Raw genomic sequence first — 20,788 nt, forward strand, 5'->3', positions numbered from 1 at the left:
CCGCCGACACACACTCACTCGCTCATCCCGATTTCTGCGCAGGTTTTTTATGAGTGATGTGTCTGGCCGGTCCGGTCGCACCGCAATTTCTCCGGCAGCGTTCAAGCTACCGCCCTTGAGCCCGGCATTTCTGAGCGAAGAAGACGCCGCCTATTGGGTTCATACGCGAGTTCCGCTTAATCCCGACAAGGAGTACGGGAGCGTGGTGCTGCTGCGCCCGGACGGAAAGTTTGTGGCCACCTCACCTGCGGCAGGTGAAGCGACAGGCTTCGACTTTGGCACCATTGTCCAGACCGATGCACTTGGCGCAATGCTCCATCCGTTGGGCTACCGCTGCATCGCCAGCGTCCACAGCCACCCGCCCATCCATGACCAGGTCCGCGTGGGCCATTCGTTATCCGATGAAATGCTGGTCAGGCTGTTCATCGGTTTTTACTCCGAGGGCGATTTCATCGGTGATGCAGTAGCGCGGGATTTTTTCCGCAGCGCTTATCTGTCGGGCCCTGACGGCACCCTGCTCAAGTACGTGTCGAGCGGATCGCCAGAGGAGCGCAATTTCTCCCTCCAGTTGCAATTCGGTGCGCCGTCGGCAACTTCCGATGTCGTCGCTTTGATCCGTACACTGGCGACAGTGGGCGAACTCAAAGTCATTGTTTCGAATGCTGATTGGGGCCACTCGGTGGGACGGGTGCCCAGGGACTGGAAGCCGGGCAAGGCGTTTTCCACCGGTGTGCCGAGCGAGTTGCCACTGCTTACGCGGGTCTGTGTCAACGCCGAGCGCGCCGTGCTCGCGGCATTGAAATCCAGAGGCGCACAGGCTGCCGGTTTGCTGTTGAAAAAGCTCAACGGCAAAGCCTATGTCGCGACCCATGCACGCCCGGCCGGATTGGCTGCCTGGGATGCGCAAAGGATTTTCCCGCTGGACGCCGATGGTCAGCTGCAATTGCCGAAAGGTTACGTACTGGAAGGCTTTTACTGCGTCTCGCACCCTGAGTCCGAGCGGGTGCCGTCGGCGCAAGCCTGGCTCTACGAAAATTTTTTCACGCCTCAGGATATCGCCCTGGCTATCGCAGCCAATGGTCGCAACCAACGATGGTCTGACAAGCGGCAGTTGTCGCTGTACCTTCGGACCCGCGATCAGGCGATGTTGCAGTACGTTTTCAGCGCAAGTGCGATTGAAGCGGCGCTGAGCGTCGAGCATGCCGACGGCAGCATTGGCGACAACGGCGTGCAAGCCAGGTTGATGGCGGGCACTCTTCGCCCACGTGTATTCGTCTCGATGCTGGTGCTGGCCGGCAGCCTGAGCGTTGTGCGCGGCAGCGCTTTATGGGCGCAACTGGGGCCGGTGGGCCTGGATTGGCAGCCGTTCGCGCATTTTGACTGGCCGGTGCTGAGCCAGGCTTTTCTCAGCGCCGATGACGCGGCCCGTTACGCGCATGAACAAATCGGCATTCGCCGTGACCGCCAATTCGCCGGGTATGTTTTCCAGCGCAATGACCAGCGTTTTGTCGTGACCGAACCGCGGGAAGGTGACATCGATTCGCTCATTCAGGCTCGGCTCTATCCGGTCGACAACCACGGCCGGACGATTTTCCCTGACGATCATCAACTGCACGCCCGTTACGTCTCCCATGTGGCGTTGTCGCGACTCGATCCGGTGCAGGTCGACTATTACCGCTGGACGCCCCAGGAGGCGCTGCTGAGTCTGCAAATGTTAAACGCCGCAGAAGTACGCCAGGCACTCCAGGACGGGATCACGCTGTATTGCTCCGGCGCGCGCAACAGCCTGGTCAGCTTCAAATCTTCACCGAGTGCGGCGGCGAGGAATCTGGCCAGTCGCCTCGGCACCTCTCGGCAGCCGGGGACATTGGCACGGGAACTGGACACCGGCACTCAACGACCGCAGGCATTCGTCCGTGAGCAAGCGAGGGCCGGCGAATTGTTCAACCTGATCGACGACCCGACATGGGGCTATCGAGGGCGCATTGCAGCGCACTGGAACCTGCCGGTCTCGCCTGTGCCAACGTCCAGCGAACTCCCCACGCCGACACCGGTCACGCACGTACCGACGTTGCCTGCACCGTCCGGTTCCGAGTTTGAGTCACCGCATAATCGCGAATCGACACTGCCCCGGCCGCCCTTGCTGTTGCCACTACCCTGGCGGCGTCCGGCGTTCGTCGTTTATGGTGCGGTCTGTGCCTCGGCAGACGAAGCTGCACACAGTCAGTACGCCCGCGACACACGCTTGCAGGACGACAAGCGCGCGTGGTTCGGCTTTATTCTCAAGCACAGGGCGCACGAGCAGTTCATCGCCACTGAACTGCTGCCGGTCAGCGAACGGCGCGACAATCTGTTCGACCTCAATAGCGTGTTCGACTCACTGACCGCCGAGCCTTGGTATCGCTATCCCGAAGGCTTCGAACTGTTTGGCAGCTTCTATTGCCATCAGCGAGTGAAAGATCCGTCCGACCGGCCCATGGACTGGCTGGCGCATTATTTCATCACCCCCGATGACCTGATCGTTGCGATGTATTACTCGCCGCGGCGTCCAGTGGTCGCCTCGGACTTGCCCGCAGCGCTGTACATTGCCAGTCGTGAAGGCGCGCTGTTGAAGTACTGCCACGGCAAGACCAGCAAACTGTTTCACGATGACACCTCGCAAACGACGCTCGACAAGCTCAAACGCGATCTCGTTTCCGGTGTCAGGCTGCCGACGGATTTTGTCCAGGTTGTGGCCAGTAGCGGCGAACTGTCGGTGTTGCGCACGAGCCTGTGCTGGGATCGCCAAGGCCTGGTGAAACCGACCTGGCAGCCTTGTGCCAACCTCGAGCGCCGGTGGCTCAGCCCGGCATTTCAAAGCGCAGATGACGCAGCGGTGTATGTCCGGTCTCGGTTGCCAAGCGCTGCCGACAAGACCTGGGGCGGGCTGATTCTGCGTCGAGCCGATGGGCTGTACGTGGCCACGCTACCGGTCGAAGTGTCGCGGGAAGATTTTGACAGTACCGAGATCCTCCCGGAGGAGGGCCGTGGCGTCGGCGTGTTTCCTTCCGACTGCAAAATCTCGGCGCGTTACCGATCGCGTGTCGTACGAGAGCTGTCGGTGGCGTTTTCCGCGGTCCAGAAAGAGATCTACCTGAACATGTTGTCGGTCGACACCGTTTATTCGGCGTTCAGCCGCCGTCTGAAAAATTGGGACGAATACCTGTTCGCACCGGATGGGGCATTGATTCGTTACCAGGCAGGTGCCTGGCAGCGCTTTCGTGCTGATGTGCTGGCAGCTTTGTCGGACAACCAGAAGGTGCCCGTCACTCTCGACGCCGATCTGATCAAACAACGCATACACAGCGGTGAGTTGAAACCGATTGCCTGGATCGACTCTCTGGCCAGAACCGGCTACTTGCACGTTGTGGTCGGCAGCGAAGTCTGGGGCTCGCCCCGCGCGGTCCAGCAGTGGGTACCTTATGCCCAAGACCTGCAACCCTCGGCCGATTACGTCAAGGCCACGAGTGAACCACCCTGCAGCCCGGTCTTCATACAGGCCGATGCCGCCGCCCGGTATGTGCACGAGGCAATGGTCAGTCGCGACACGCTGACATTCGGGGTCATCCTGAATGCTCGCGAGGGCGTATATCTCGCCACGTTGCCACTGACCGCGCAACGTTCCGGGTTGGCGCTGGATCGGCTTTTCGTGCAGGGCCAATGGCTGCGCGGCTATGCATGGGACGCGTTGTATCTGCGCGCACCGTTGCCTTCCGTCGGCGTGCGCGCCAATGACGTGCGCCATTCTTTTTTTACTCCCGACGACGTCCAGCAGGCGTGCAGGCGCGCCACCACGCCCCAAGGATACAAGCCGCTCTATTTTTCCTGTGCCGACGGTGCGTTGTTGAAGCTGCAATTGCATGCCTTTGAGCCCGGTGAGTTTTTTGACCGGTTCGGCCAGATCGAATTACGCCCCAACGCCTTCGTATCGCGCGTGCAGGCAGCGGTCGATGAGCGTGCTATGGCCCGAGGCCGCTTCGGGTTCCCCGAATACGTGCAGCGAATGGCCAGGGCCGGTCGGCTTGAGGTCATTGAAACCAGTGAGTGCTGGTCGCGTCATGGGCCGGTGGATGAAGACTGGCAGCCGCGCCTTGCCGACACGCCACCTGAGCAACGCTGGCAAAATCATCCGGTGCCGGCCCTGGGCCCGATCTTCCATCACCTGGACGATGCCGCGCGCTACGCTCACCAGCGTGTCGACAGCGAAACGCTGACCCGAAGCGGCTATGAGGGGGCAATTCTGGCGCGTTCGAAGAGCCAGCGCTTTGTGCCGCTCGAGCCGGTTGCCGTTTTCAACAATGCCGCCAGCCTTGTTGCACAGCTGTTCCGTACCACCAAAGACGCGCAGTCGCGCAACCCGCCACTGAGCCTGTTCGAGGGCTATACCTGTGTCGCCAGCCACCAGTTCAACCTGTCAGCGAGCACCAGGCTGACGGCCGACTTCGAGCAGATCGGAGCTGATTTCCCCAGTTCCGATCGCATGCATGCCCACACCCATGAATTGAAAAATCGGGGGATCGATGTTCAGGCTTATTACTACTCGACACCCGATCAGGCACTACTCAAATACGTACCTGATTATTCAGCCACCGAAAGCGCGCTGTTGCTGTCGGCGCATTCGCTGGTATTCAGGGACGGGCGCTGGATAAGCCGGTTGAGTCCGGCGGAGTTCATTTCGCAGCTCAGGCTGTTGGGCGAACTGCGGGTACTGCTCAGCGGACGCTATTGGCGTCAGACCGGGCGCTTGGGCAGCCGCTGGAAAAACCGCCGGCAGCAGCCCTTGCTTGAGACAACCCTGCGCGCCAGAGACGAGCTGTGAACCGGCGGCGCGGGCAGACGAGACTGCCCGCGCCATTCGGGCTCAAGGCGCAATATCTGCCGTGCGCTGGCCAAACCGTGCCAGTAACAGCCTGTCGAGCAACCACACCACCACCAGCGATGCCCCCACCAGCGGGAATATCACCGCCAGCGCCAGCATGATCGCCACGCCGGTTTTCCATTTCGGCAGATCATGGCGCAGCGGCGGGACACCGAACCTGCCTTCGGGCCGACGTTTCCACCAGATCACCACGCCGCTGACGGCGCTGAGCAGAATCATCAGGCAGATCAGCAGCACGACGATCTGATTGAAGGTGCCGAACATCTTGCCTTCGTGGAGCATCACGCCGATTTCCGTGGCGCGGGCCACCGTGCCGTAATGCTCGAAACGTACATCGGCGAGGACCTTGCCGGTGTACTGATCGACATGCAGAGTGGCGTCGTTGCGTGGGTCATCGGCGAAAACGGCGATGGTGAATACGCCGGTGGCGGTAGTCGGCAGGGTGATGCTGTAGCCCGGTTCGACTTTGCGTTCAGTGGCGATGTTCTGTACGGCTTGCAGGCTGACGGCCGGTGCGGCAGGCCCGGCATGGGCACCCGCATGCGCCATGTGTTCGGCATGGTCGCCGGACATCGGCATCGGCGTGTTTTCCATCGCCCATGGCACGGTCTGGCGCGTGGCGCTGTTGAGGCTGCGCGCTTCAACGTCGGAGGTCGGCACGTTGTTCCACATCGCGGCCGGGAACACGTTCCATACCGCCGCATATTGTTTGCCCCAGAAACCGGTCCAGGTCATACCGCTGAGCAGCATCACCAGCAACAACGTTGCGCCCCAGAACCCGATGACGGCGTGCAGATCACGCCACAGCACGCGACCGCGGGCGTTCAGCCGCGGCCACAAAATGCCCGCTGCCTGACCGCGCGGCCACCACAGGAACAGCCCCGACACCACCAGCACCACGCCCCAGCCGGCGGCCATTTCGATCAGCCGGTCTCCGACGGTGCCGATCATCAATTCGCCGTGAATGGCGCGGGCGATGGCTTGCAGGTTCTGCTTGGCATCCTGCTCGCCGAGAATGTCGCCGTGGTACGGATCGACGAACACGTTGAGTTCGTGGCCGGCGTTGTTGACCACGAACTGTGCGCTGCGCTCGGCGTTCAGCGGCGGCAGGTACTGGGTGACCTGGCCTTGCGGATAGGCGTTTTTCACCCGTTGCAGCAGGTCGTCGGCCGGCACCGTGTGATGACCGGCGGGAACGTTCAGCAGGCTGCTGTACATCAGCGAGTCGAGTTGCGGTTTGAACAGGTAGATGATGCCGGTCAGGGCCAGCATCACCATGAACGGGGCGACGAACAGACCGGCGTAAAAATGCCAACGCCAGGCCAGGTTGTAGAAATTCGGTTGGGGCTGGTTCATCAGGTTTGCTCCGCTTGGCTTGGATCTTCTGGTTGTCTTTGGCGGTTGCTGTGCAACCGATCGCCAGCAGGCTGGCTCCCACAGGATTAGTGTTGAACCTGTGGGAGCCAGCCTGCTGGCGCTGCTGTCAGAAACTCATATCGACTTTGGTCCAGAGCGTGCGCCCCGGTTCATTAATGGCTCGCGGATCGTTGGCCGGGTAGCCAAATCCGGCGTTGCCCGCCAGGTTCAAGTGTTCGGCGTACGCCTTGCCGAAAAGGTTGTCGACGCCGCTGCTGACCTTCCAGTGCTTGTTGATCCGATAGGCACCGTTGACCGAGAACACGCCGAAGCCCGAACTCTTGTCGTAATCCTTGCCGACCACGTTGCCCTTGTTTTCATCGATACGGTGTTGCGCGGCGACCACTCGCCAGAGGGCTCCGGCGCTCCAGTCGTCCTCGCTGTAGGTCAGGCCGAAACGCGCATCCAGCGGCGGCATTTGCGGCAGCGCCGTGCCGTCACTGCTGTTCTTGCCCCAGGCGTAGGCGAGGGTCGCATCGGCTTTCCAGTGGTCGGTGAGCTTGTAGGCCGCGCCGACTTCGCCGCCCATGATTCGCGCGTCTATGTTCTCGGCGCGCGAGGTGCTCATGCCCATCTTCGCCGGGGTGTAATCGAAGAGGATGTAATCGCGCACCACGCCGACGTAACCGGACGCCCAGGCTTCGAGGTCGGCGCTTTTGTAGTTCAGGCCGAAGTCGAACTGGGTGGTCTTTTCCGGTTTGATAGCATCGAATGCATTGACCGAGCCCACCGGGCCGCGGCTTGCGGAAAACAGCTCCCAGTAATCCGGGAAACGCTGCGCGTGGCCCAACCCTGCGTAAAGCGTGGTAGGGCTGTCGGCGAGGTCATGTTCATAACGTATGAAACCGCTGGGCAGGGTGTCGGCGCGCGTATCGTCAGCGCTCGGGTTGGGCCGCGACAGCATTCCCGAGCCGGTGGTTTGCCGGTAATCCTTGGCCGAGGCGCGGTCGAGCCGGGCGCCGCTAACCAGCCGATCACGCTCGGCGGCGTACCAGGTCATTTCGCTGAACACGCCATAATTATGGAAATCGGCGTCCTTGCTGTACGGCAGCGCCTTGTAGGTGTCGATGCCCATTGCACTGCGCTGACGGTGTTCGTTGGTCTGCGCGTCGAGGCCGGTGATCAGCTGGATATCGGCCCAGCGCCAGGTCGCCTTGATCCGCGCGCCGAGGGTGCGGCGGTCGACGTTCGACGCCATCGGCCCGGCCATCATGCCGGTGCCGGACGGGGTGCGCAGGGTGTAGTTGTCCATCACATGGTCGGCGTAGTTGTAATAGACCTGCGCTTCGAACTTCTCCAACACGTCAGTAATGTTTGATTTCTCGAAGCGCAGGCCGAGGCTTTCACGCAGAAATTGCGCACCGTCCATCCCTCGTCCGGCATAACGCGCTTCGCCATCGCCCTTGCCGGCGGTGAGCTCGATCAAGGTGTCGGCGTCCGGGGTCCAGCCGAGTGCGATATCGCCGTTCCACTTGTCATAGCGCGAGGCGACGATGTCGTTGTTGCCGTCGCGATAGTCGTCGGAATGCGCGGTATTGCCGATCACCCGCACGTAACCCAACGGGCCGCCGGCAGCGGCGTCGATGACCTTGTCGAAGCGCCCGTGGGAGCCGGCCAGAATGCTTGCGTTCAGCCGCGTGCCGAGCTCGCCGAAGCTTTCCGGTTCACGCTCGAACAACACCGTGCCGGCCGAGGCGCCCGGGCCCCAAAGTACGGTTTGCGGACCCTTGATCACCGTGAGCTGATCGTAGGTTTCCGGAGATATGTACGAGGTTGGCGCGTCCATCCGGCCGGGGCAGGCGCCGAGCATCATGCTGCCATTGGTGAGGATGTTCAGGCGCGAGCCGAACATGCCGCGCAGCACCGGATCACCGTTAGTGCCGCCATTGCGCACCAGAGCAAAACCGGGAATGGTTTTCAGGTAATCGCCACCGTCGCTGGCCGGCACCGGTTGGCGCGGGTCCCTGGGGTTGGTGACGATGGTCAGCGGCGAACTGGGTGCGATCGCGGTAATCACCGTCGGGCTCAGTTCTTCGTTGTGGCGGGCGTGTTCATCGGCCAGTACCAGCGGGGCCAGCAGGACGCCGCAAAGCACGGCGATGGCATGCCTGAAACGAATCGATGATTCGTGCAAAGCGAAAGACGCCGGGGCAGCACCCGAGCGGGAAACAGCAACAAACCTGGACATGACAATTTCCATCGAACAGTCGTAAACGACACGGCCGGCAGCCTGAAGCTGTCTTCTCAACCGTGTGCAATCAAAGGTGCGTGTTTACGCGGCGATGGGCGGGGCGCGGGTGCGGGCGCCGGGAAAGAAGGGGGGCCGGGCGTGGCTCAGGCGTGGCGAGGGCGGGGTGAAGGTGTTCAGCGGCGGGACGTTGAACGCGACGAAGTCGCCGCTGCCGGTCAGCGCCGGGCAATTGAACAGCAGGCTGCAGTAGCCGCATTTTTCCCACAGCACATGGTGTGAGGATTGTGGCGGGCAGTGTTCGGCAGCCGGTTGCGCGTCATGGCGGCTGTGATCCATGCCGGGCATGTCCATCGACATGCCCATGCTCATCGGCATCAAGGTCGAGGCGTGCTGATCCATCGGCATCGACTGAGAGACCAGTGGGCCGATGAAGATCATCAACATGGCGAACAGGGCGATCCAGCTGCCGCGGGTCAGGTGTTCAGTCTGACGGCGTTGCCGGGTGGGCCTGCTGCTTGTCGAGCGCATGGGCGAGGTGTGCCGGATGGCTTACTGAGCGTGCGCGTGCGTTTGCGTGGTTTCCGGTGGTTTTTTCTGCACAGCGACTTCGACGGTGACGTCACCGGCCTTCTCGAAATGCAGCGTCATCGGGAAGCGTTTGCCATCGCTGAGCAGGCTGCGATCGCTCGGGTTGAGCAGCATGACGTGGTAGGCCATCGGTGCGAAGGTCACGTTGCCACCCGCCGGAATCGCCACGCTCGGCACCTGCTGCATCTTCATCAGATCGCCCTGCATGACGTGTTCGTGCAGTTGCGCGTCCGGAGCAATCGGCGAGTCGACGCCGAGCAGGCGATCGTCGGTCTTGCCGGCGTTGTGAATGATGAAATAGGCGGCAACCGTTGGTGCATTTGGCGGCAGTTCCTGCGACCACGGATGCGCGATTTCCAGCGCACCCGCCTTGTACTCGTGGGCATGGGCAAAGCACGCCGGCAACAGCAGCGCAGCGACGGCGATGAATTTGTTCAACATGGCAGTTCTCCAGAACGATTTGAAACGCGGGTTATTGCGCGAACAAATCAGACCAGAGGGGAGGCCCGGGGATTGAGACTTGGCCATTGCTGGCGCGGCGTTGGTGTTTGCAGTGAGGCGGGCGGGACGCTGCGATTGCTCTCAAAGTGGGCGAAATACAACTGCGGCGAGTGCCCCGGCAGCGCGACCAAGGGCGCCGAGCCGGAGCAACACCAGCAATGCTGCATGTTCGAATGGCTGTCGTTTTGCGGGGCCTTTTGATCGCCGGCGCCGATGTCAATCGCCACCATCTTCATCCCGCTGCCGGTGCAGAAACTGCTCCAGAGCAATTGTTCGGCCGGTGAACTGGCCGCCTGCGCCATCGCCCCGCTCATCGGCATGGCGAGCATGTTGAACAGCACTGCAAAGCAGGCGATCCAGGCAATTGCTAGCCGGCGTCGGTTCATGGGACAGATCCGTTGGAGTGGGCGATCAGGCGCGGACTATTTAGCCTGATCAGCGCCGATAAGTAAAAAAGCGTCGTGCGGCTTGGTGTCGCAGTGCTTTTAAAGTCTTACGGCATGCAGTCTCAAGCCAAGAGCCTTCATGACTTTCATGATAGTTGCGAATTCGGGATTGTCAGTGCTGCTCAGCGCTTTATAAAGACTTCGCGGCCATCCCGTGCCACTTGTGTCATGCCTTGAGCCCGGGCGATGTCATTGAGCGCTGCACGGATAAGGACGCCGTCGCCTTCATCGTCGTCAAAACAGGCATCCAGATACGCCGCCAAGTCCTCGGGAGTTTTGAGGTACTCAGCGGCATCAAAACGGGCGAATTCTTCTGACATTGAATGGGTACGCTCTTGGAATCAAAGATGAGCGTAGAGGTGGACGCTGACTGCCAGTAGTCAATGATTCGTTAAGTTGTTGTGGGCAGTGTCCGGCGCGGTTGTAGGATTCAGGTCATATGCCACAAGACCAGACGTCTTCGCTGGCAAATCGGATCGTTGCTCCCGTTTATCACCCAGGTCAGATATTCAGTCGAGCCTGGGACATTGCAGGAGTGAGCCTGCTCGCGATAGCGGTGTGTCAGGCAATTAGGTGCTGGTTGTGCTGACGTCATCGCGAGCAGGCTCACTCCTACAATGGTCTGTGTCGCTCACATAATCTGTGTAGACCGGAGCGACGGTGCGACTTATTTAAATACGGCAGCAGGTTGCGAGGGCGGTGAGGATTGCTTCGACCGAGCCAAACTCCCGATCAACCGCCGGCAACCCCGGCCGCTGCAACACCAACACCGGCACCCCACGCTCGCGCGCGACTTCCAGCTTCGGCTCGGTGGCGCTGCTGCCGCTGTTCTTGCTGATCAGCACATCGATCTGCTGGCGCTCGAACAGCGCTCGCTCGTTGTCCAGCAGAAACGGCCCACGGGCGCCAATCACTTCGCAGCGTTCGTTGCCGGGGTAAACGTCGAGGGCGCGCAGGGTCCAGAACTGGTCGGCGGGGATTTCATCGAGGTGCTGCAGTGGTTCTCGGCCAAGGGTGAACAGTGGCCGGCGGAACGGTTTGAGCGCAACGATCAACTCGGCCCAGTCCCTGACATCGCGCCAGTCATCACCGGGCTGTGGCCGCCAGGCCGGGCGACGCAAGGCCCAGCAGGGGATGCCGGTCAGTTGCGCCGCAATCGCGGCGTTCCGGCTGATTTGCGCGGCATAGGGATGCGTGGCGTCGAGCAGCAAATCCACGCCTTCATCAGTGATGAATCGCGCCAGACCTTCGGCACCGCCATAGCCGCCAACGCGCACCTGACAGGTCAGATCGCTCGGCACTCGGCCGACCCCGGCGAGGCTGTAGATGTGTTCTGGCCCGAGGGTCCGGGCAATCGCCAGCGCTTCAGTCACGCCGCCCAGCAGCAAAATCCGCTTCATGCAAAACCTCCGGCATGCCCGACAATGCCGCCCTGACGATCGATCGCAAACACCTCCACCTGCACCTGCGCGGGAACCACGCTGCGCGCAAAGTTCAGCGCATGCCGGCACACCTCATCACCGAGTGCGACCCCAGCTGCAGCCGCCATGGCCAGCGCCTGCTGACTGGTGTTGGCCGTGCAGATGCCTTGCTGCAACGCGTCGTCTGCGCCGATTGCCGCCGCCCAGTCGGCCAGTTGCGGCAAATCGATGCTCGAGTGCCGCGAATGCAGGTCCATGTGCCCGGCCGCCAGTTTGCTGATCTTGCCGAAACCGCCACACAGGCTGAGTTTGTCCACGGGCACTTTGCGCAAGTGCTTGAGCACCGCACCGACGAAGTCGCCCATTTCGATCAGGGCGATTTCCGGCAGGTCGTAGACCCGGCGCATGGTGTCTTCGCTGGCGTTGCCCGTGCAGGCAGCGATGTGCAGGTATCCGTTGGTTTTTGCCACGTCGATGCCCTGATGAATCGAAGCGATGTAGGCCGCGCAGGAAAACGGCCGGACGATGCCGCTGGTGCCGAGGATCGACAGTCCGCCGAGAATGCCCAGGCGCGGGTTCATGGTTTTCAGCGCCAGTTCTGCGCCGCCTTCGACATTCACCGTGACTTCGAACCCGCCGCCGTAGCCGGTTTCTGCAGCGAGCAGGCTCAGGTGATCGCTGATCATTTTGCGCGGCACCGGGTTGATCGCCGGCTCGCCCACCGCCAGCACCAGACCCGGGCGGGTCACGGTGCCGACGCCAGCACCGGCGATGAAGCGCACGCCCGGCTCGGCCAGCAGCCGCACCTGCGAATAAAGCAGTGCGCCGTGGGTCACGTCGGGATCGTCGCCGGCGTCCTTGATCGTGCCGGCTTCGGCGCCGTGCGCATTCAGTCGGCAGAACTCCAGACGCATCTGCACCTCTTTGCCTTTGGGCAGGACAATCTGCACCGCATCGGCCGAGGTGCCGCTGACCAGCAGGCGCGCGGCGGCGAGGCTGGTGGCGGTGGCGCAGCTGCCGGTGGTCAGGCCGCTGCGCAGGGGCGCGGGTTGTTCGGCGGTTTCGTCACGCATCGAGGGGTTTGACCAGGTCGAGCAGGGTGATCGGCAAGGCCTGACGCCAGGTATCGAAGTCGCCCAGCGGCTGGGCCTGGGCGACATGAATGCGCGTCAGCTCGCCGCCGTAGCGCTCGCGCCAGTTCATCAGCGTCAGTTCGCTTTGCAGCGTCACCGCGTTGGCGACCAGACGACCACCGGGTTTGAGCTGTTGCCAGCAGGTTTCGAACACACCTTCACGCGTCACGCCGCCACCGATGAAAACCGCGTCCGGGCGCTCCAGTCCGTCCAGGGCCTGCGGTGCCTTGCCGCGAATCAGTTGCAGGCCCGGGATCCCCAGCGCATCGCGATTGCGTTCGATCAGTTGCTGGCGACCAGCATCGGCTTCGATGGCCAGTGCGCGGCAACTCGGGTGCGCGCGCATCCATTCAATGCCGATCGAGCCGCTGCCGGCGCCGACGTCCCAGAGCAGTTCACCGGGCGTTGGCGCGAGGCGGGCGAGGGTGATTGCGCGTACGTCGCGTTTGGTCAGTTGACCGTCATGTTCGAATGCAGAATCAGGCAGCCCGGCCAGACGCGACAAGCCCCGCGTACCGGCATCCGCCAGGCACTCGAGCGCGATGACATTGAGATCGGCTATCGGCGCATCGATCCAGGCGCTGGCCATCGCGTCGACGCGCCGCTCGGCGTCGCCGCCCAGATGCTCGAACACGCTCATGCGGCTGGCGCCGAAACCCCGCTCGCGCAACAACTGCGCGACCGCCGCCGGGCTCTGGCCGTCGTTGCTCAGCAACAACAGACGCACGCCACTGGACAGATGCGCATTCAGTGCCGCCAACGGTCGGGCCACCAGCGACAACGTCACCACGTCCTGCAACGGCCAGCCGAGGCGCGCGGCCGCCAGCGAACAGGACGACGGTGCGGGCAGGATCAGCATCTCGTCGCTCGCCACCTGCCGCGCCAGACTGGCGCCGACGCCGTAGAACATCGGGTCACCGCTGGCCAGCACGCAGACTGCTTCACCACGACGTTCCAGCACGGGCGCGAGGGAAAACGGGCTCGGCCATAATTGCCGCTCGCCTCCAATGCAAACCGGTAGCAGATCCAGCTGGCGCTGGCCGCCGACGATCCGCGAGGCGCCCATCAGGGCACGCCGGGCATGTTTGCCCAGGCCCTTGAAGCCGTCTTCACCGATTCCCACAACCGTCAGCCAAGGGCTCATTCGATCCTCATTTATGCACAGTATTACCGGCCGACATGATAACGCGATGGCTGTGCACTGACTGCATTCTCTTTGCCAGTCGATAGAAATCAAATGTATCGGTTGTTTTTAGAAACTTCGTTTTCTTGTTGTTAGTTTGCTGAAGCGCCTACGAACAAAGTCAGGCAGATATAACAACCTGGTCAAGGAGGTTTTCCGTGAGTGAGATTAATAAGGTTTTGTCCGATGAAAGTAATAGTGTGGTACAGGATGGCAATCTTTTATCTTTTTTTTCTGAAGTGAGCAGGGAAGACAAGCGCTTCATAAAAAACAGCATGCGCTGGGCAGAGCATAATGCAGGCCTGCGCTTCAATAGAAAGCTGGAGTCCGCCAAGTGGTTTGAATTTTATTCGGGCCATCTCTGGTCGGTGGGTTGGGGGCTGGAGCATGAGCCGGTTATTTTTTCTGACAAACGCTTCTCCGGCGATGTTGTCGAGATCTGGGCGAATTCACTTTCCAAGCTATTGAGTCGAGAAAAAGTAAGAGCCATGAAGGCATCATTTCAGTTGCTGGAATTCGACCCGGTGGCTATCGACGTGTTTACCAGCAGTACACGCAAGTTTGGTGATTTCCGGTTTTCTCCGGCGCAGTACAACCGTTACACGGAACTGGAGATAGTGATCAGCAACGTACGTTTTGTGAGTTCAGAGTGGGCCTCGACCTATCTGTTCTGGAATCTGCAGCACAACGGCTCGCAACTGGACATCCAGTCCAGACGTTTCGTCATCAACCGAGCGCAGATCGACAAGTACCGAGAACGTCTGAATGCCGCAGTAGCCGAACTGCGAGTGAGGGAGATTGAATTGGCAGGTTGATACGTTAGTTGCGTGATATCTGCGCCATGGAAACAAGTTGAATGAAGTGTGGTTTGATTGTTCTGTGCTTGGCAGGTAGTTTTATTTTGCGCCATAGGGGTGCGTTGAAATTTAAAAGGGATATAAGTAATGAATATGGAAGTCGAACACGTAATGTGCGCCGCAGAGCGTATTTCCTTGATTGAAGAATGCAATGCGTTTATCGCCGCGCAGCCTGTGCGGAGTGCGCGAACCGCTCGTGTGGGTATTGCACTGCCGATCGATAAGGACGAACTTAATGCCGCCATCATGGGTACCGGTATTGCCGGTTTTGATGCAAGCATGTCCAAGCGCAGTAAGCGGATCGTCAAGAATACTTACATGTATGCCGATCTCGCAGCGTTGTTCAAGTATCCGGCGGCCTCGCAAAAAGAGCAGCGCTACAATGAATTCATGCGTCTTATGAAACTGGCGGGCTGGTTCGCGTTCAGCCAGCCCTATAACCGTTATCAGGCCGAGTCGCAAAAAGTGACGATGGACAATATTGCGCTGTCGATTATTCACGGCGCGGTGGGTGCTGCTGTCGGCCAGGGGCAGGCAGCCCTGAAAGTGCTGTCGACCGTGGCGGACTCGACCATGGAGGCGCTCAAGAATGAGCCGGAAGCGCTGGCACTGTTCGAAAAAAACTCGAAGAAAGCCGAAGGCGGCAACTTCTGCATGACCAGCGCTGTGCAGGATGCCGAGGGCGGGATCACCATGGCGGTTGCGGCAGTACAGTATTTCGCCAGCGCTCAGCAGACCAAAGTGCTGTTCGTGGAGTGGGCGCCGAGCAGTGTCGAGGTTTACAACGGCGCGGCCACCATGGAAATGGATGAAGAAGACTATCTGATCGCCGAGCCCCTGATCGTCAAGGCGCTGACCGCCTTGCGCGAGAAAGCGTTGAGCATCGAATTTGGCCCCAAGGCCTGATTACGCTTAAGGCCAGAGGTGAAAACCTCTGGCTTTTCTGGAGTGGCCAAATGAGTACCGGACTTGGTTGTAATGCATTCGTTTGCGCTGGAACGTTGGTTCTGGTGGCGAACGAGTTGCCAGATGCACAGAAGACTGACGTACTGAATGCGCTGCTTTACGCGCAAACAGTGGCCGACCGCAAGGTAGCAAACATTTCAGCTATCGCTTCGTGGAATCAGGCCAGAAACAGAGCGATGAGCGTGACCGGGGCACTGCTGCTGGGAGAACCGGAGATACATTTTCCAGTGCCCGCGCCGGCCAGTTTCACCTTGCTGACATTGGCGCAGCAGGCCATGCACCGTTTGAATCCGGATATGGCTGTTATTGCCGATGGCTGGCTTCAGGGGTTGCGACTGGAGCAGACACCTGCTGCGCTCCAAGTGCTCGAAAAGCATGTCGTGAAAGAGGAGAAGTGGGTCCGGTTCTTGCTCACGCTCGTCTCTGCGCAAGGTGGCATCAGCACGGTGGTCATCTGCTTTCAGGCAGCCGACCTCAGGGAGGCGTCGGTTTTTCAGCGCCGTTTCTGGGCTGAAGCCTTACTCGGAAACATGTCTATTAGCGCAAGCAAGGCGTTGCTGGAGTCGGAAGACTATGATTTTTCGCGGGCGGCGATACTTTCGTTATTGGGAGAAAGGTGTCTTGAACAAATCGTTGGCTTGACCTGAGCCGCTGTCACTCGAGCCTTCAGCCTGTGCATCTGCCCGTCCCTGTTGCGTTCCGACGGGCAGACTTTTCATGCCGGCGGACAAAGCAGGCATAATACTGCGCCTTCGCTTGCGAAGCGCCTATGCCACGCAACCGGTCAGCCCCTTGAACGAACGTCCGACATCCACCGCTGTACGCCCCTCGGCCTGTCCGGGGTTGCTGCGTATCGTCCAGGCGCTGGATGGCGGGATCTGCCGAATCAAACTCAATGGCGGTTCGATCAGTGCCGATCAGGCCGACGCCGTGGCAGACGCCGCCGAACGCTTTGCCAGCGGTGTGATCGAGGCGACCAATCGCGCCAATCTGCAGATCCGCGGAATCGGCGCGCAGTCGGCGGCATTGATCGACAGCCTGCTCGCCGTCGGTCTCGGTCCACGCACGCCAGTTGGCGACGACGTGCGCAATCTGATGCTCAGTCCCGCCGCCGGGATCGATCGGCAGAGGCGCTTCGACACCCGCGCCCTTGCCGAGCGCATCCTCGACACCCTGCAAAGCCATTCGCGTTTCCATGAGTTGAGCGCCAAATTCGCCGTGCAACTGGACGGCGGCGAAGCGCTGGCGATGCTCGAGCATGCCCATGACCTGTGGTTGTCGGCGTTTGAGCACGGCGGCGAAACCCGGCTGGCCTTCGGCCTGGCCGGCTGCCCGACGGATCGCGCGCTGGGTGCGGTGGCGGTGGAAAACGGCCACGCATTGGTGGTGGCGGTGCTGGAACTGTTTCTCGAGCTGGCGCGTCCCGAGCAAACGCGTATGCGCCATGTGCTGGAAGAACTTCCCGTGCTGGCGTTCCTTGAGCAGTTGAGAAGCCGCGTGCCGGTCAAAGCCATCAGTGGCTGGAAGCGCCAACCTGCGCAGGACGATCTGCACATCGGCGTGCATGCGCAAAGCATTGCCGGACGGGTTTATGTCGGTGCGGTACCGCCACTGGGGCGGCTCAATCCGATGATGCTGCGCGGTGCCGCGCAACTGGCCCGCCAGTTCGGCGACGGCAGCCTGCGCTTGACGCCGTGGCAGACTCTGCTGCTGCCGAATGTCATGGCGGCAGATGCCGGCGAGGTGCTGCGTCGATTGCAGACATTGGGTCTGTTGACCGAGGCCTCTGAGCCGCTGGCGCGGATGATTGCCTGCACCGGTGCCAGCGGTTGCGGCAAAGGCCTGGCCGACACCAAGGGCGACGCCCGACAACTGGCGACGCTACTGCCCACAGCGGTCGATGTACATCTGAGCGGCTGCATGCGTTCCTGCGCGGCGGCACACTGTGCCCCGGCGACGCTGCTGGCCGTCAATCCCGGTCATTACGATCTCTATTTTCGCGATGCAGCGCTGCCGGGTTTCGGCGCGCTGCACGCCTGCAACCTTACTATTGAAGCGGCCGCGACCTTGCTCGCCGCCCGGAGCCCCCTTGATGCTTGATTACATCCGCGACGGTCAGGAGATTTATCGCAACTCCTTCGCGATCATTCGCCGCGAGGCCAATCTGGCGCGCATCCCGGCCGACCTGGAAAAACTCGCGGTGCGAGTGATCCACGCCTGCGGCATGGTCGAAGCCGTCGACGGTCTGCAATTTTCCGAGGGTGCCGGCAAGGCCGGGCGCGATGCGCTGGCCGCCGGCGCGCCGATCCTGTGTGATGCGCGGATGGTCTCCGAAGGCGTGACCCGTGCGCGCCTGCCGGCCAACAATGACGTGATCTGCACCTTGCGTGACGACAGCGTGGCTGATCTGGCTCGCGAAATGGGCAACACCCGTTCTGCCGCGGCGCTGGAGCTGTGGCGTCCGCACCTTGAGGGCAGCGTAGTGGTGATCGGCAATGCGCCGACTGCGCTGTTCTATCTGCTGGAAATGCTCGACGCCGGTGCACCGAAACCGGCGCTGATTCTCGGCTTTCCGGTGGGCTTCGTCGGCGCGGCCGAATCCAAAGCCGCACTCGCTGCCGACAGTCGTGGCGTGCCGTTCGTGATCATGCAGGGCCGCCTCGGCGGCAGCGCCATGGCTGCCGCCGCGGTCAACGCGCTCGCCACGGAGGTGGAATGATGCAGGCCAAGGGACGTTTGATCGGCTTGGGTGTCGGCCCCGGTGATCCGGAACTGATTACCGTCAAAGCCCTGCGCCTGCTGCGCGAATCGCCGGTGGTGGCGTACTTCGTCGCCAAGGGCAAAAAGGGCAACGCGTTCGGCATCATCGAAGCGCATCTGGTCGAAGCGCAGAACCTGCTGCCGCTGGTGTACCCGGTGACTACCGAAGCGCTGCCGGCGCCGCTGTCCTACGAGCAGGTGATCAGCGATTTCTACGACGAAGCGGCCGTGGCGGTCGCCGAGCATATGGATGCCGGGCGCGATGTGGCAGTGATCTGCGAGGGTGATCCGTTCTTCTACGGCTCCTACATGTATCTGCATGATCGCCTCGCCACTCGTTACGAGGCCGAAGTGGTGCCGGGTGTGTGCTCGATGCTCGGCGGTGCTTCGGTGCTCGGGGCGCCGCTGGTTTACCGCAATCAGAGCCTGTCGGTGCTCTCCGGCGTGTTGCCCCATGAAGAATTGAAGCGACGTCTGGCCGATGCCGACGCGGCGGTGGTCATGAAGCTGGGGCGCAACTTTCCCAAGGTGCGTCAGGTGCTCGAAGAACTGGGTCTGGCCGAGCGCGCGCTGTATGTCGAGCGGGCGACCATGGCGAACCAGAAGATCGTGCCGATGGATCAGGTCGAGCCGATGTCCTCGCCATACTTCTCCCTGATCATCGTGCCCGGTGAACGGTGGCAAGGCTGATGACGCAGATCACCCCCGCCATCGTCATTCTCGGCCAAGGCAGTCTGGCCACCGCACGGCGCATTCAGCAGGTGTACCCGGCGTCGCAGATTCACGGTCTCGCCGGGCGCGTCGAAGGTGCTGACTTCGTCTATCAGGAATTCGGCGCGACCCTGCGCGCGCTGTATCAGCAGGCCACGCCGATTATTGCCCTGTGTGCGGCCGGGATTGTCATTCGTACGCTGGCACCGCTGTTGCTGGAAAAGGGCGCCGAGCCGCCCGTACTCGCAGTCGCCGAGGATGGCAGCGCGGTAGTGCCGTTGCTGGGCGGCCTCGGCGGGGTCAACGTCATGGCACGCGACATCGCTGCCGGATTGCAGGTGGCAGCAGCGATCACTACCAGTGGCGAGTTGCGCTTTGGTACCTGCCTGCTCAATCCACCGAGCGGTTATGCACTGGGCGATCTGGAATCGGGCAAGCGCTTTGTCTCCGACCTGCTCGCCGGCCACAGCGTGCGCGTCGAAGGCGTGGCGCCGTGGCTGGATCAGGCGCAGTTGCCGCAGGACCCACAGGCGCAACGCACGATTCATGTCGGCAGTGCCGAGCGTCCAGCGAGCGCCGATGAATTACTGATTTACCCGCGCAGCGTCGCAGTGGCGGTGCGTGCAGAGACAGCCGACCTGGCGCATGCCGTGCGCAGCGCATTGCAACAGGCGAGCGTCGCCTTGCAATCGCTGGCGTGCCTGTTGGCGGCTGACAGTGAGATGGCATCGGCAACCTTGCGCGAAGCGGCGCTGGAGTTTGGCGTGCCGTTGCGCTTTGTCGCGACTGCAACTGATGTGCAGGCAATCGCGCTGGCTGCCGTACCGCAAGCGCAGCTTCATCTTGTGCAGAATCTGGCCATTGCAGTGGCCGCCGAGCCGCTGGACATCCAGCACATCGGCCGCCCTCGCGGTCGTCTCGCGGTGATCGGCCTCGGTCCCGGTGCTGCCGAATTGATGGTGCCGGCGGTGAAGGCCGAACTGGCCCGCGCCACCGACGTGCTCGGCTACGAAACCTACGTGCGCATGGCTGGCCCCTTCCGCGACGATCAGGTGCAGCATTGCACCGACAACCGCGAAGAGATGCAGCGCGCCCGTCACGCCTTCCGCCTCGCTGCCGAAGGGCGTTCGGTGATCGTCGTGTCCTCGGGTGATCCCGGTGTGTTCGCCATGGCCGCGGCCGTGCTCGAAGCGTTGCACGAATCGAGCGACCCGGCGTGGCACAGCGTCGATCTGGAAATTCTGCCCGGCGTCTCCGCTTCGCTGGCTACTGCCGCGCAAGCCGGTGCGCCACTGGGCCATGACTTCTGCGTGATGTCGCTGTCGGACAACCTCAAGCCGTGGTCGATCATCGAAAAACGTCTGGACCTCGCTGCACAGGCAGATCTGGCGCTGGCGTTCTATAACCCGATTTCCCGTGCGCGCCCCTGGCAGTTGGGCAGGGCGCTGGAGATCGTTGCGCAGCACCGCACTCCGGAAACACCGGTCGTGCTGGGGCGCGATATCGGCCGCCCGGGCCAGACCTTGCGCACCACTACCCTCGGCGCGCTGACGGCCGATCAGGTCGACATGCGCACGATGGTGCTGATCGGTTCCTCCACCACCTGCACGTTTCCCCGTGCCAGCGGTGGTGAATGGGTTTACACACCGCGTTGGTACGGCGAAAAGCCGCTTGCCTGAATTGCACGCCGAGGCAAG

At 61.7% G+C, this 20,788-nt stretch carries 16 protein-coding genes and 1 pseudogene; 8 read left to right on the forward strand and 9 right to left on the reverse strand.

Going from position 1 to position 20,788, the window contains the following annotated elements; genetic code table 11:
- Window positions 1-49 precede the first annotated feature (49 nt).
- Window positions 50-4,858 carry a DUF4329 domain-containing protein gene (locus ACYYKW_RS12965; protein ID WP_464990296.1) on the forward strand — a complete coding sequence of 1,603 codons (4,809 nt, stop codon included), beginning with the start codon at window positions 50-52 and terminating at the stop codon, window positions 4,856-4,858.
- 42 nt (window positions 4,859-4,900) lie between these two features.
- Here ACYYKW_RS12965 and ACYYKW_RS12970 read toward each other — a convergent pair whose 3' ends face one another.
- From ACYYKW_RS12970 to cbiE, 9 genes and pseudogenes are all read right to left on the reverse strand, one after another.
- The gene (locus tag ACYYKW_RS12970) at window positions 4,901-6,274 is read right to left on the reverse strand and encodes a PepSY-associated TM helix domain-containing protein (RefSeq protein ID WP_464990297.1); all 1,374 of its coding nucleotides are present in this window, start codon (window positions 6,272-6,274) and stop codon (window positions 4,901-4,903) included.
- Between the two features lie 127 nt (window positions 6,275-6,401).
- Window positions 6,402-8,522: a TonB-dependent copper receptor gene (locus ACYYKW_RS12975; RefSeq protein WP_464990298.1), complete on the reverse strand. Its 2,121-nt coding sequence runs from the start codon at window positions 8,520-8,522 to the stop codon at window positions 6,402-6,404.
- An 84-nt stretch (window positions 8,523-8,606) separates the two neighbouring features.
- Complete coding sequence (locus tag ACYYKW_RS12980) at window positions 8,607-9,053, reverse strand: DUF2946 domain-containing protein (RefSeq protein WP_464990299.1); 447 nt, start codon at window positions 9,051-9,053, stop codon at window positions 8,607-8,609.
- A 21-nt stretch (window positions 9,054-9,074) separates the two neighbouring features.
- Window positions 9,075-9,554: a copper chaperone PCu(A)C gene (locus ACYYKW_RS12985; RefSeq protein WP_464990300.1), complete on the reverse strand. Its 480-nt coding sequence runs from the start codon at window positions 9,552-9,554 to the stop codon at window positions 9,075-9,077.
- A gap of 47 nt (window positions 9,555-9,601) precedes the next feature.
- Entirely contained in the window at window positions 9,602-10,000 is a 399-nt protein-coding gene (locus tag ACYYKW_RS12990) for a DUF2946 domain-containing protein (RefSeq protein ID WP_093105214.1), read from the reverse strand.
- Between the two features lie 99 nt (window positions 10,001-10,099).
- Window positions 10,100-10,380 (reverse strand): annotated as a pseudogene (locus ACYYKW_RS12995) (addiction module antidote protein).
- 351 nt (window positions 10,381-10,731) lie between these two features.
- Window positions 10,732-11,460: a cobalt-precorrin-6A reductase gene (locus ACYYKW_RS13000; RefSeq protein ID WP_464990301.1), complete on the reverse strand. Its 729-nt coding sequence runs from the start codon at window positions 11,458-11,460 to the stop codon at window positions 10,732-10,734.
- Window positions 11,457-12,554, reverse strand: a complete 1,098-nt coding sequence (locus tag ACYYKW_RS13005; RefSeq protein ID WP_093105208.1) for a cobalt-precorrin-5B (C(1))-methyltransferase — start codon at window positions 12,552-12,554, stop codon at window positions 11,457-11,459. The genes ACYYKW_RS13000 and ACYYKW_RS13005 overlap by 4 nt, the downstream gene beginning before the upstream one ends.
- The gene (cbiE, locus tag ACYYKW_RS13010) at window positions 12,547-13,758 is read right to left on the reverse strand and encodes a precorrin-6y C5,15-methyltransferase (decarboxylating) subunit CbiE (protein WP_336355805.1); all 1,212 of its coding nucleotides are present in this window, start codon (window positions 13,756-13,758) and stop codon (window positions 12,547-12,549) included. The genes ACYYKW_RS13005 and cbiE overlap by 8 nt, the downstream gene beginning before the upstream one ends.
- A 197-nt stretch (window positions 13,759-13,955) precedes the next feature.
- Here cbiE and ACYYKW_RS13015 point away from each other — a divergent pair, with 197 nt between their 5' ends.
- The 7 genes from ACYYKW_RS13015 to cobJ all read left to right on the forward strand — a co-directional run bounded on the left by ACYYKW_RS13015 (window position 13,956) and on the right by cobJ (window position 20,770).
- Window positions 13,956-14,612, forward strand: coding sequence for a hypothetical protein (locus ACYYKW_RS13015; RefSeq protein ID WP_464990302.1), 657 nt, complete (start codon window positions 13,956-13,958; stop codon window positions 14,610-14,612).
- 129 nt (window positions 14,613-14,741) lie between these two features.
- Window positions 14,742-15,560, forward strand: coding sequence for a hypothetical protein (locus ACYYKW_RS13020; RefSeq protein ID WP_093105199.1), 819 nt, complete (start codon window positions 14,742-14,744; stop codon window positions 15,558-15,560).
- Between the two features lie 50 nt (window positions 15,561-15,610).
- The gene (locus ACYYKW_RS13025) at window positions 15,611-16,267 is read left to right on the forward strand and encodes a hypothetical protein (RefSeq protein WP_464990303.1); all 657 of its coding nucleotides are present in this window, start codon (window positions 15,611-15,613) and stop codon (window positions 16,265-16,267) included.
- 70 nt (window positions 16,268-16,337) lie between these two features.
- Window positions 16,338-17,720: a precorrin-3B synthase gene (gene cobG / locus ACYYKW_RS13030; protein WP_464990304.1), complete on the forward strand. Its 1,383-nt coding sequence runs from the start codon at window positions 16,338-16,340 to the stop codon at window positions 17,718-17,720.
- Window positions 17,713-18,339 (forward strand): precorrin-8X methylmutase, encoded by a 627-nt coding sequence (locus ACYYKW_RS13035; RefSeq protein ID WP_090281023.1) that lies wholly within the window; start codon window positions 17,713-17,715, stop codon window positions 18,337-18,339. Before cobG ends, ACYYKW_RS13035 begins: the two co-directional genes overlap by 8 nt.
- Window positions 18,336-19,070 carry a precorrin-2 C(20)-methyltransferase gene (locus ACYYKW_RS13040; RefSeq protein ID WP_464990305.1) on the forward strand — a complete coding sequence of 245 codons (735 nt, stop codon included), beginning with the start codon at window positions 18,336-18,338 and terminating at the stop codon, window positions 19,068-19,070. The genes ACYYKW_RS13035 and ACYYKW_RS13040 overlap by 4 nt, the downstream gene beginning before the upstream one ends.
- The gene (gene cobJ / locus ACYYKW_RS13045) at window positions 19,070-20,770 is read left to right on the forward strand and encodes a precorrin-3B C(17)-methyltransferase (RefSeq protein WP_464990306.1); all 1,701 of its coding nucleotides are present in this window, start codon (window positions 19,070-19,072) and stop codon (window positions 20,768-20,770) included. Before ACYYKW_RS13040 ends, cobJ begins: the two co-directional genes overlap by 1 nt.
- Window positions 20,771-20,788 lie beyond the last annotated feature (18 nt).

Source organism: Pseudomonas sp. 15C (assembly GCF_055484735.1).

What these genes read in the sequence shown, in the direction of transcription:
- ACYYKW_RS12965 (WP_464990296.1), top strand. Translation starts at nt 50, where the DNA reads ATGAGTGATGTGTCTGGCCGGTCCGGTCGCACCGCAATTTCTCCGGCA.
- ACYYKW_RS12970 (WP_464990297.1), bottom strand. Translation starts at nt 6,274, where the DNA reads ATGAACCAGCCCCAACCGAATTTCTACAACCTGGCCTGGCGTTGGCAT.
- ACYYKW_RS12975 (WP_464990298.1), bottom strand. Translation starts at nt 8,522, where the DNA reads ATGTCCAGGTTTGTTGCTGTTTCCCGCTCGGGTGCTGCCCCGGCGTCT.
- ACYYKW_RS12980 (WP_464990299.1), bottom strand. Translation starts at nt 9,053, where the DNA reads ATGCGCTCGACAAGCAGCAGGCCCACCCGGCAACGCCGTCAGACTGAA.
- ACYYKW_RS12985 (WP_464990300.1), bottom strand. Translation starts at nt 9,554, where the DNA reads ATGTTGAACAAATTCATCGCCGTCGCTGCGCTGCTGTTGCCGGCGTGC.
- ACYYKW_RS12990 (WP_093105214.1), bottom strand. Translation starts at nt 10,000, where the DNA reads ATGAACCGACGCCGGCTAGCAATTGCCTGGATCGCCTGCTTTGCAGTG.
- ACYYKW_RS13000 (WP_464990301.1), bottom strand. Translation starts at nt 11,460, where the DNA reads ATGAAGCGGATTTTGCTGCTGGGCGGCGTGACTGAAGCGCTGGCGATT.
- ACYYKW_RS13005 (WP_093105208.1), bottom strand. Translation starts at nt 12,554, where the DNA reads ATGCGTGACGAAACCGCCGAACAACCCGCGCCCCTGCGCAGCGGCCTG.
- cbiE (WP_336355805.1), bottom strand. Translation starts at nt 13,758, where the DNA reads ATGAGCCCTTGGCTGACGGTTGTGGGAATCGGTGAAGACGGCTTCAAG.
- ACYYKW_RS13020 (WP_093105199.1), top strand. Translation starts at nt 14,742, where the DNA reads ATGAATATGGAAGTCGAACACGTAATGTGCGCCGCAGAGCGTATTTCC.
- ACYYKW_RS13025 (WP_464990303.1), top strand. Translation starts at nt 15,611, where the DNA reads ATGAGTACCGGACTTGGTTGTAATGCATTCGTTTGCGCTGGAACGTTG.
- cobG (WP_464990304.1), top strand. Translation starts at nt 16,338, where the DNA reads ATGCCGGCGGACAAAGCAGGCATAATACTGCGCCTTCGCTTGCGAAGC.
- ACYYKW_RS13035 (WP_090281023.1), top strand. Translation starts at nt 17,713, where the DNA reads ATGCTTGATTACATCCGCGACGGTCAGGAGATTTATCGCAACTCCTTC.
- ACYYKW_RS13040 (WP_464990305.1), top strand. Translation starts at nt 18,336, where the DNA reads ATGATGCAGGCCAAGGGACGTTTGATCGGCTTGGGTGTCGGCCCCGGT.
- cobJ (WP_464990306.1), top strand. Translation starts at nt 19,070, where the DNA reads ATGACGCAGATCACCCCCGCCATCGTCATTCTCGGCCAAGGCAGTCTG.